Origin of the sequence: Myxococcus sp. AM009 (assembly GCF_013372605.1) — a bacterium.
Taxonomy (GTDB): domain Bacteria; phylum Myxococcota; class Myxococcia; order Myxococcales; family Myxococcaceae; genus Myxococcus; species Myxococcus vastator.
This window is the reverse complement of the sequence record NZ_JABXEP010000220.1, coordinates 1-9,235: the sequence shown is the minus strand read 5'-3', so window position 1 is coordinate 9,235 and position 9,235 is coordinate 1. Positions and strand designations below refer to the sequence as shown.

Below are 9,235 nucleotides of genomic sequence, written 5' to 3'. Positions count from 1 at the left end.
CACCCCCCGCTTGAGCTCGGCCGCCTCGCTTGGAGTTGTCGTGGGGCTGGGGGTGGAAGCGGTTCACCGTCACCCTGGATGGAAAGGTCGTGAGAACGTTGGACGGCGGGGCGGCCGAGCTCAAGCGGGGGGTGTTCTTCAACCTCCCTGACGGAAGCACGCTGAACGTCCTGCTCCAGAGTGGCGCGTTTCGCACGGGCCTGGCGGTGGTGCGCAACGGGGAGGTCGTTCCGGGGTCGGACACGGACCCGGCGCAGCAGGTCAAGCGCGCGGCGCACCTGCTCTATTTCCTGGCGGGCCTGAACACCTTGCTCGGTGTCGTCGCCATGGTGGCGCGGAGTGACGTCCTGGAGGCCGCGGGGATGGGGTTGGGCTCCCTCCTCTTTGGGCTGGTGGTCGCGGTGCTTGGCTTCTTCACCTACCGGGGCACCCGGGCGGCGCCCATGCTCGCCGGCCTCCTGTACATCGCCGACGCGCTCTTCGTACTGGCGGACTCCGTCACGCAAGGAGGGCGCCTGCCCGTCTTCCCCCTTGTCATCCGCGCCGTCATCGTCGCCACGCTCTTCAAGGCGGCGAATGCAGCGGCCAATCTGCGCCGTCGCGAACAGGAAGATGCGGGCGCGTCGCTCCAGCCCTGACTCCTGGATCATCGACGCCCCCTGGCGAAAGCGCCAAGGGGCGTCGTGGGCAACGCGGAAGCGACCTACCGCCCGGCCGGACGGACGCCGCTCGCGTCATGGGAGGACGCTCGTGCGTCCCGCTCGCACGCGGCCCCAGGCCACCCGGTCTCCAATGCCACCCATGTCCAGAGGCGGAGCCGGTGGCTCGCGGGTTGCTATGCCGATGAGCTCGTTGCGCCTCCGCTTTATTCGACGACTCGCTCCCCGGTCCTGGACACATGCTGACTCTCCGCGCCGAACAGCTTCGGGCGCTGGACGTCCACCGGCAGGACCAGTTCCTGACCGGCTTGGAAGGTCACCTCCAGCGTCACTTCCCGGCCTTCGTGGCCATGCAGCCCCGCGAATCGCTGCGCTCGTCCCTCCGCGAGGCGGTTGAAGAGGCCGTCTCAGTGGGACTGGAGACCCGGGGCGACGTGAGCGTCTACGTCAACCTCTGCGCGGTGCTTGGCTGGGACTTCGCGTCCGAACCCGAGAGCGCGTGGCTGGGCGCCTTGCTCCGTGACACGTCCATCCCCTCCGCTTCGTACCGGCTCAAGCTGGGGGTTCAGGAGCTCCAGCGGCGCCTTGCGCTCGAAATCCAACAGCGTGAGGCCCGGCAGCGGTTCGAGTCGGCCACGGACGCGGAGCGGCGCTGATGTTCACGACCCCCCTGGGCGTTTCACCCTTCCAGTTGGACACGGCGAACACGCAGTCGAGGAGCACCTTTGGGAGCACGCCGGTGTCTGGCTCCACGGTGCCGTGCCGGCCCGTGGACAAGATGGCCATCGAGGTCTTGGTCATCGACCTCCAGGGGCGGGTACTTCCTGGCCAGGTGCTCGAGCTGGCGTGGGGGCAGGCCGTGTACCGGCTGGAGACGAATGCCTTCGGGGCGGTGCGCTTCGAGGGGCTGGAGGACTCCAGTTACCCGCTGACCTTGTGGGGGCTGGACCGGCGGACGTTGGACGTTCCGGTGGTCGAGTCTCTTTCATCCATGTGGGCGCGGAGCAGCCAGCCCGCGGGGTGGAGTGTGCTCGCGCCCTTGGCCTACCCGGAGGCGCTGCACGTCGTGCAGCCTGGCGAAGGGGTGGACAAGATTGCCTTTGGCTGGGGCCACCTCCCCGAGACCCTCTGGGACGCCCCCCAGAATGGGACACTGCGAGCCCGGCGGCGGTGGCGGAACCAGCTCGCTGCTCAAGACACGCTCTACATCCCTCCCAGGGAGCCCGCGACCCTCCAGGTCTCCACGGGATGCCTTTACGTGCTGCGTTTCAATGGCGGCGTGTCCCGGCTGCGGTTGCGGCTGGCGGTCGGGTTCGAGCCGCAGGACGGCGTTCCCTATCTGCTGGAGGTGCCAGACGCTCCCTCTCAGCAAGGGACCACACAGAATGGGTACATCGACACGGTGGTTCCCGCACAGACGACCCGCGTGACGTTGGTCCTCGACGGGGGAGCGACGCGCCTCGAACTCCCCGTGGACGCCTTGTTGCCGCTGTCGGACGACCGGGGCGTCCAGCAGCGGCTGCGCAACCTGGGGTTCCCGTGTGCGTCCTCCGATGGCACGTTCGACGACGTGGCCAAGGGCGTGCTGCATCGCTTCCGGTCCGCGGTCTCCCTGCCTCACTCGGACGTCGTCGATGACGACGTCCGCGGGGCGCTCTTCTCACTCCACGACCAAGGGTGATTCATGGCGGGCCCGTTGACTGTTGCAGAGGTTCTGGAGAAGCGGAGACAGGCGCAGCTCGAGCACCACCAGGAAGCGCTCTCCGTGGTGGAAGGACGGAGCGTGGCCCTCTCGGACCCGGAAGGCCATACGACGGTCATCAACCTCCCCCTGCCGCCCGCGGTGTTCACGGTGGTGAGCTGGAACGTGCAGACCTTCGAGGCTGGGAGGAGCCTGGGGAATCCCTTCGTCAACAAGGTCATCAACAAGGTGCTCGAGGCGGTGAGCGCCGACGTCTGCATCTTGCTGGAGAGCCGGTCGGACTCCTACATCAACATGAACGCCATTGAGACGGGCCATGTTGGCGCCAAGGGGTGGAAGCAGGCCGTTGACGAGGAGGACCTGGATGACGACGGCGATGTCGATGAGGATGATGACGACGGCGTTGTCCCGGTCGACGATGAGGACGATGACGCCATCGACGAGGATGACGGCGGCGCGCAGTTCGACCTGCTCGACGGCGGCGAGCCGCTGACCTACCAGCAGAACGTCAGCGAGATGACGGGGAAGCGCTGGCTGCCACCCAAGAAGCTCTGCATCTATGAGCCCGCCATGGTGAAGCTGCAGCGGGACGTCCGGGATTTGAACCGCATCGAGAGCCTCGGGAAGAAGAAGAAGACGAAGAAGCTCACCAAGAAGGAGTCGGCGGCCCTCACGCGGCTCACAAAGAAGAAGGCCAAGAACCTGAAGGCGGACTCTCGATATTACGCTGCCGCGGAGCGCGCTCGGAAGAACGCGAGCCTGAAGAAGTTCCTGGGGGACTACGGCTATCACCCCAAGCTGCTCAAGGGCCTGTGTGTCGACTTGAAGGGCGCACCCGCGCAGGCGTGGATGGAGCAGCTGCGCGACGACGCCTTCCTCCCGGTGCGGAGCTATTACAAGCTCGTCTACGTCCAGGACGACTGGAGTGAGCAGGAGCTCGACTGGAGCACGGACATCTCCACGTGTCCGCCGCAGGACAACTGGCGCTTCGTGCTTCGTCTGAAGCGATGCGCGTGTGGCGAGTCCCTGGGGTCTGGCTCTTGTGGGAGCTGTGAGGACTTTGGGGCGTACACCACTCCGCTCCAGAACCTGCGACAGACCGTGGATGCGCTCACGTTCTACATGTGCACCTGTCAGGAGAGCTACTCCATCCTCCTTCGGCAGGGGACAGGCACCCAGAGCTCCAGCTCGATGGGGGTCTGGATGAAAGACAAGCTCGTGTCGGTGAAGTCCGCCGCGGCGCGGCTGGTGATGCGTGCGCCAGGCGAGGAGGACACGTCGCACGGCATGCCGGTCTTCAAGGCCGGCATGCTCCTTGGCTATCAGGACAACAGCATCGGCTTCTACGGGCGCTGTCCCTATCTCCTCCCGGTGGAGCTGTGGCTGCCGTATCGCGGCACCAGCCACATGATGTACCTCGTGGCCTTTCATGGCCCGTTCGGCCCGTCCACCAACGCGGGGGTGGAGCTCCGCGCCGCAGCGATGCGCGAGCTGATGAACGCCGGCACCGGGTCGACGAAGAAGCTCGAAGACGAAGAGGACGTGATGGTCATCGGTGACTTCAACCTGGACTGGGCTCCCGGCGTCCCGAAGCCCAGCGGGCAGCAGAAGATCGCCAATGCCCTGTACGAGGACTTCAGCACGCGTGGCTTCGAGCCGCTCATCCCGGATGGCATCGCGACCTCGCTGGCGAGCATCCATGGGGCCGCGAAGTGGAGGGAGAAGGCGCCAGACACCGCCGCCTTCACCAGCAGCGCCTATGACAACTGTTTCCTCAAGGGGAGCGCGCTGAAGTCGAGCGTGGCCTCAGCCGCGGTGCTGGATGTCATCTCCTGGATTGAGGCGAACCTGTCGGAGTTCGACCTCCCGGACGACGACCCCCAGAAGGGAAAGCTCGGAACGCTCTCCACGAAGCACCAGGCGTTCTACATCTACCGGAAGTACGTGAGCGACCACCTGCCCATCGTCTGCGACCTCCTGGTGGCCCCGCTGTCACCGCATACCCGGGCGTTGCAGGCGCAGGCGCGAGCCCTGACGAATCCCAATGTGGACCGCGAGGGAAGGGCGCGGACGCTCGCCTTGATGCGCTCGGTCACCCGGCCCTCCGTGGAGGCGGTGTTCCTCTTCGACGAGATGATCGACTTCGGCGCAACGTCAGAGGTCGTGGACCAGTATCTGCCTTCCTATGAGGGAGAGACGCGCGTGGCGACCTGCGTGGGTCAGGTGGATCGGCACCAGGACGGGTACTTCGTCCTGAAGTGTGAGCCCTTCCAGGACCAGATTCTCTGGACGTCGTGGCGGCCAGATACGCGGCCGCACACGTTGGACAGGTTCCTGCGGTTCCATCCTCCGGGGACGCGTGTCCAGTGGAAGATGCTCAATCCCCGGCCGGCGACGTAGCGCGGCCTTGACGGCAGCGTCGTGGGCAACGCGGGAGCAATGACTCGCGGCCTACCGCTCGGCCGCCTCCGCCGCGCTCCGCTCCTCCTTGCAGAACGCCAGCCGCTTCTGGATGACGTCGAGCGGCACCGCCATCTCCAGCTTGAACGACGTGCCATCCGGCTGGACGCGCGCGAAGTCGAGCAGCTGCGCCAGATCCTTCTCACCCTCCGCCTGCGCCTTGATGCGCGCCATGCTCAGCGCGGCGCCCAGCGTCTTGCCCAGGTCGGTGACTTCGTCGCCATTCGCGCCGCGGACCTCGGCGACCATGGCCACGTCGCCGCTCGCGTCCACGTGGAGCTCCACGTTCTGCGCCACCTGGCGGATGCGCTCCGCCAGCTCCGCCTGCTCCTTGGGCAACAGCCGCGCGAGCTGGTCCACGGACAGCACGCCGTACATCTCCCCGTAGGTGCTGCCCTCGGAGATGGCGGGCGGCTCGTCCGGGCCGCGCCCCTCCACCCGGTCCACCACCGCCTTTACCTCGTCCGGTGACTTGCCAATCACCAGCAGCTCGTTGTTCCACGTCGCCACCGCGGCCTCGCTCCGGCGCCGCGCCGTGCTCCCATCCGGCCGCGTCACCGTCATGTCGCCCGGCTCGTACACCCGGGCGCCTTCGCCGTAGTCCATGGACACGCGCTCGCCCAGCAGCTCCTTGAACTTCGCGTTGCCGAAGTTGCCCGACAGCATCATCCCGTCATCGGTGATGACCAGGCGGTCCAGGTCCTGGAGCGGGTCCACGCCGCTGAGGTTGCGCAGCTCCTCCAGCCGCTTCCCTCCATCCCGCATCAGGCAGTCCAGCAGCAGCTCACCAATGGGCGAGTGCCGCAGCGCGTTCGCCTCGATGACCACCGCCGTCTTGCCCTCTCCGCGGGGCAGGGCGGCCAGCAGGGGGTCCCTGGGCCGCGCGCGCTCCTGCGTGCCCGCGTCCACCTGCACGGGCAGGACCTGTGTCCGGCGCCGCTCCGCGCGCTCCCGCTCGGGGGCCCGCATCCGCCGGGGAAACTCCACCTTCGGCGTCTCCATGGCGGGCGCTTCACCCTGCCCGGTGAACATCAACACCGCGGCCACCACGAACAGCATCGCCGCCACGACGAGCCACACCCGGCGGCGTCCACGGTTGTCCATGTCAGTAGTCCTTTCCCTCGAAGCGCCAGAACCCCACCGCCAGGGCCCCGAATCCAAACACCAGCACGCCGAGCAACAACATGCCCAGCGAATGCACCTCCAGCGGCGTGGACGCGGCGATGTCGCCCGCGGCCATGGCCAGCGCGGACAGCCGCGGCAACACCAGCGTCACCGCCCGGAAGGCCTCCCGTCCGAAGCCTTCCTCGAAGAAGGGCGTCAGCTGCTGCCGGTAGCCCGCGATGATGCCTCCCACCAGGAAGACGAAGCCCGAGGCCGCGCACAGCGCCGCGCTGCGCACCAGCGTCGCCGCTGTCAGCATCACCGCGTACACCGCCGCGAAGCCCACGCACGCCAGCAGCCCGGCGATGAGCGGACCCGCCGTCCAGTACCCCGCCTTCACGCCGAAGATGAGCACCAGCCCCGTCGTCCCATACAGCGTCCCGCCCAGCGCCAGCACCATCACCCCCAGGAACGTCCCCGCCAGCAGGTGCCAGCGCTGAATCGGCAGCGCCAGCAGGTGCTCGATGCGCCCCGGTGACATCAGCGACGGCGCGAAGTCCGAGCACGCGACGATGCCGAACAGGATGCCGCCGTAGAACACCAGGAACGCCGCGGCCTGGTACACGGGCCGCAGGGCCACGTCGACGGAGCGGATGCTCGAGCGGAGCTCCTCGCCGAACAGCCGGGACGCCGCGAGCGCCCCATCCACCACCTCGATGCGCAAGCTCAGCGCCACCACGGCTAGCACCAGGGTGATGCCCACCATGAAGGCCAGGATGAACTTGCGCGACATCGCCTCACGGAGCACGTAGCCCGCGATTCCCAGGACGGGCTTCACGCCGCGGCCTCCACTGTTCCCATCAGCACCGACTCCAGGTCCGTTCCGTCACGCCGCAGCTCCACCATCAATGCCCCAGTCGCCCGTGCCCGGTCCAATGCGCCGTTGAGCGCCGCCGGGTCCTCTGCCTCGACGACGTACTGTCCCTCCGCGGCGCCTCGGATGAACCCCGCCGCCACCAGGGCCTCGGTGCTCGCCCCGGGGGCGAAGCGCACCAGCCACCGCACGCCGCCCCGCGCCAGGTCCTCCAGCCGGCCCTCGCGCACCACGCGGCCTCCCGCGAGGATGGCGACGCGATCACAGACCCGCTCGGTCTCCGCCAGCAGGTGCGAGTTGAGGAACAGCGTCGTCCCACGCCGCACCTCGTCCTGGAGGATGCGCCGCACCTCCATCCGCCCCATGGGGTCGATTCCGTCCGTGGGCTCGTCCAGCACCAGCAGGGAAGGGGTGCCCACCAGCGCCGCGGCCAGGCCCAGCCGCTGACGCATGCCCTTGGAGTACCCGCCAATGCGCCGGCCCACCGCGTCCGACAGGCCCACGCGCTCCAGGAGGCGCAGGTTCACCGCGGGGTCCACCGGGAGCCCCTTCAGCTGCGTCACCGTCGCCAGGAAGGCGGGCGCCGTCCAGGTGCCGGGCAGGTGCAGGCGCTCGGGCAGGTAGCCGATGCGGGCGCGGATGCGCGGGTCCTCGGGGGAGCCGCCCAGGACGCGGATGGCGCCCTCCGTGGGCTGGACGATGCCCAGGATGCTCTTGATGAAGGTCGTCTTGCCCGCACCGTTGGGGCCGATGAGGCCGAAGGCGCTGCCCTCCGGCACCGTCAGGTCCATGCCCCGGAGGGCCTCGGTGCCTCCCTTCCGGAAGGCCCGGTGGTACGTCTTCCTCAATCCCCTCACTTCGATGGCTGGTGCCTGGCTTGTCACGGTCGGGAATGTAGACGACCGGGCCGTCCACCGATTGCGTCAGGTTGCCGGGCGGTCGCCCGGGCGGGCGGAGCGGTCTCCTGGCGGCCCCCTGCGGCGCTCCGTTCGCGCCCGTGGGAAAGCCGCTTCGCACGCCTGCTGTGCCTGCCGCGCCGCGGTACCTCGTTGTTCCGGGGACTTGGCGGCTTCCATGTTCCTTGGAGCTCCACGGTCCGGCCCATGCATTGTCCGGCGGCGGACCCCAGCCCCAAGGAGCACGGGACATGACGTACGAGGACCGCATCGAACAGCAGCTGCTGGACGCCCGCCGCGAGCTGGCGCTGGCCGACCAGGACCTGGCGACGGGGACGGAGGCGGCGCGCGTGCGCTACGCCCGCGCCCTGCACGAAGCGGACATCGCCGAGTGTCGCGCCCAGCGCCACGCCCGGGAGGCGCGCAACCATCAGCGGAGCTGGAGGCTCGTCGCAGGCTGAGCAGGCGAGCAGGGGCCAGAAACGATGAAGGCGCGGCGCCGCCGGTTTATACCGGCGACGCCATGGCCTATCCCATCCACCGACCCCGCCGCCTGCGCCGCAACGCCGTCCTGCGCGACATGGTGCGCGAGACGCGCCTCGACCCGGGCGACTTCATCTACCCCCTGTTCGTCGTGGAGGGCCGGGACGTGCGCCGTCCCATCGTCTCCATGCCGGGCATCTTCAACCTGTCGCTGGAGCACGTCGTCGCGGAGGCCCGGCAGGCCCGGAAGCTGGGCGTGCCCGCCGTCCTCCTGTTCGGCATCCCGAACCACAAGGACGCCCGCGGCACCCAGGCCTACGCCGACGACGGCATCGTCCAGCGCGCCATCCAGGCCATCAAGGCGGCCGAGCCGGACCTCCAGGTCATCGTCGACGTCTGCCTCTGCGAGTTCACCGACCACGGCCACTGCGGCGTGTTGGAGGGCGGCCACGTCGTCAATGACGCCACGCTGCCGCTGCTGGCGAAGATGTCCGTGAGCTGCGCGAAGGCGGGCGCGGACATCATCGCGCCGTCGGACATGATGGACGGCCGCGTGGCCGCCATCCGCGCCGCCCTGGATGAGGCGGGCTTCGGCGAGCTGCCCATCATGGCGTACTCGGCCAAGTTCGCGTCCGGCTACTACGGCCCGTTCCGCGAGGCCGCCCAGAACACGCCGACCTCCGGTGACCGCCGGGGCTACCAGATGGACCCCGGCAACTTCCGCGAGGCCCTCCGGGAAGTGGCCCTGGACGTGGAGGAGGGCGCGGACCTCATCATGGTCAAGCCCGCGCTGGCCTACCTGGACGTCATCCGCGCCGTGCGTGAGCGCTGGGAGCTGCCCGTCGTCTCCTACAACGTGTCCGGCGAGTACTCGATGCTCAAGGCCGCCGGGCAGAACGGGTGGATTGACTACGAGCGGGTGATGCTGGAGACGCTCACGTCCATGAAGCGCGCCGGCTCCGACCTCATCATCACCTACCACGCCCTGGAAGCGGCGAAGCTCCTGTAGGCAACAGCCGGACGGACTCGCGGCGGGTTGACGCTTGATCCGCCGCGC

At 68.5% G+C, this 9,235-nt stretch carries 9 protein-coding genes; 6 read left to right on the top strand and 3 right to left on the bottom strand.

Going from position 1 to position 9,235, the window contains the following annotated elements; all coding sequences use genetic code 11:
• Positions 1-89 precede the first annotated feature (89 nt).
• From HV824_RS32850 to HV824_RS32835, 4 genes are all read left to right on the top strand, one after another.
• Positions 90-638: a hypothetical protein gene (locus tag HV824_RS32850; protein ID WP_368738134.1), complete on the top strand. Its 549-nt coding sequence runs from the start codon at positions 90-92 to the stop codon at positions 636-638.
• A 260-nt stretch (positions 639-898) separates the two neighbouring features.
• Complete coding sequence (locus tag HV824_RS32845) at positions 899-1,315, top strand: hypothetical protein (protein ID WP_176425018.1); 417 nt, start codon at positions 899-901, stop codon at positions 1,313-1,315.
• Positions 1,315-2,340: a peptidoglycan-binding protein gene (locus HV824_RS32840; protein WP_176425017.1), complete on the top strand. Its 1,026-nt coding sequence runs from the start codon at positions 1,315-1,317 to the stop codon at positions 2,338-2,340. Before HV824_RS32845 ends, HV824_RS32840 begins: the two co-directional genes overlap by 1 nt.
• Positions 2,341-2,343: 3 nt before the next feature.
• Positions 2,344-4,761, top strand: a complete 2,418-nt coding sequence (locus HV824_RS32835; RefSeq protein ID WP_176425016.1) for a hypothetical protein — start codon at positions 2,344-2,346, stop codon at positions 4,759-4,761.
• A gap of 51 nt (positions 4,762-4,812) precedes the next feature.
• Here HV824_RS32835 and HV824_RS32830 read toward each other — a convergent pair whose 3' ends face one another.
• The 3 genes from HV824_RS32830 to HV824_RS32820 are packed head-to-tail and all read right to left on the bottom strand — an operon-like array spanning position 4,813 to position 7,647.
• Positions 4,813-5,925 carry a hypothetical protein gene (locus HV824_RS32830; RefSeq protein WP_176425015.1) on the bottom strand — a complete coding sequence of 371 codons (1,113 nt, stop codon included), beginning with the start codon at positions 5,923-5,925 and terminating at the stop codon, positions 4,813-4,815.
• A gap of 1 nt (position 5,926) precedes the next feature.
• Positions 5,927-6,763, bottom strand: a complete 837-nt coding sequence (locus HV824_RS32825) for an ABC transporter permease subunit (protein WP_176425014.1) — start codon at positions 6,761-6,763, stop codon at positions 5,927-5,929.
• Positions 6,760-7,647, bottom strand: a complete 888-nt coding sequence (locus HV824_RS32820) for an ABC transporter ATP-binding protein (protein WP_176416159.1) — start codon at positions 7,645-7,647, stop codon at positions 6,760-6,762. Before HV824_RS32820 ends, HV824_RS32825 begins: the two co-directional genes overlap by 4 nt.
• A gap of 299 nt (positions 7,648-7,946) precedes the next feature.
• Here HV824_RS32820 and HV824_RS32815 point away from each other — a divergent pair, with 299 nt between their 5' ends.
• Together HV824_RS32815 and hemB are read left to right on the top strand one after the other, a co-directional pair.
• Positions 7,947-8,156 carry a hypothetical protein gene (locus HV824_RS32815; RefSeq protein ID WP_255208524.1) on the top strand — a complete coding sequence of 70 codons (210 nt, stop codon included), beginning with the start codon at positions 7,947-7,949 and terminating at the stop codon, positions 8,154-8,156.
• 62 nt (positions 8,157-8,218) lie between these two features.
• Positions 8,219-9,187, top strand: a complete 969-nt coding sequence (gene hemB / locus HV824_RS32810) for a porphobilinogen synthase (RefSeq protein ID WP_176416161.1) — start codon at positions 8,219-8,221, stop codon at positions 9,185-9,187.
• Positions 9,188-9,235 lie beyond the last annotated feature (48 nt).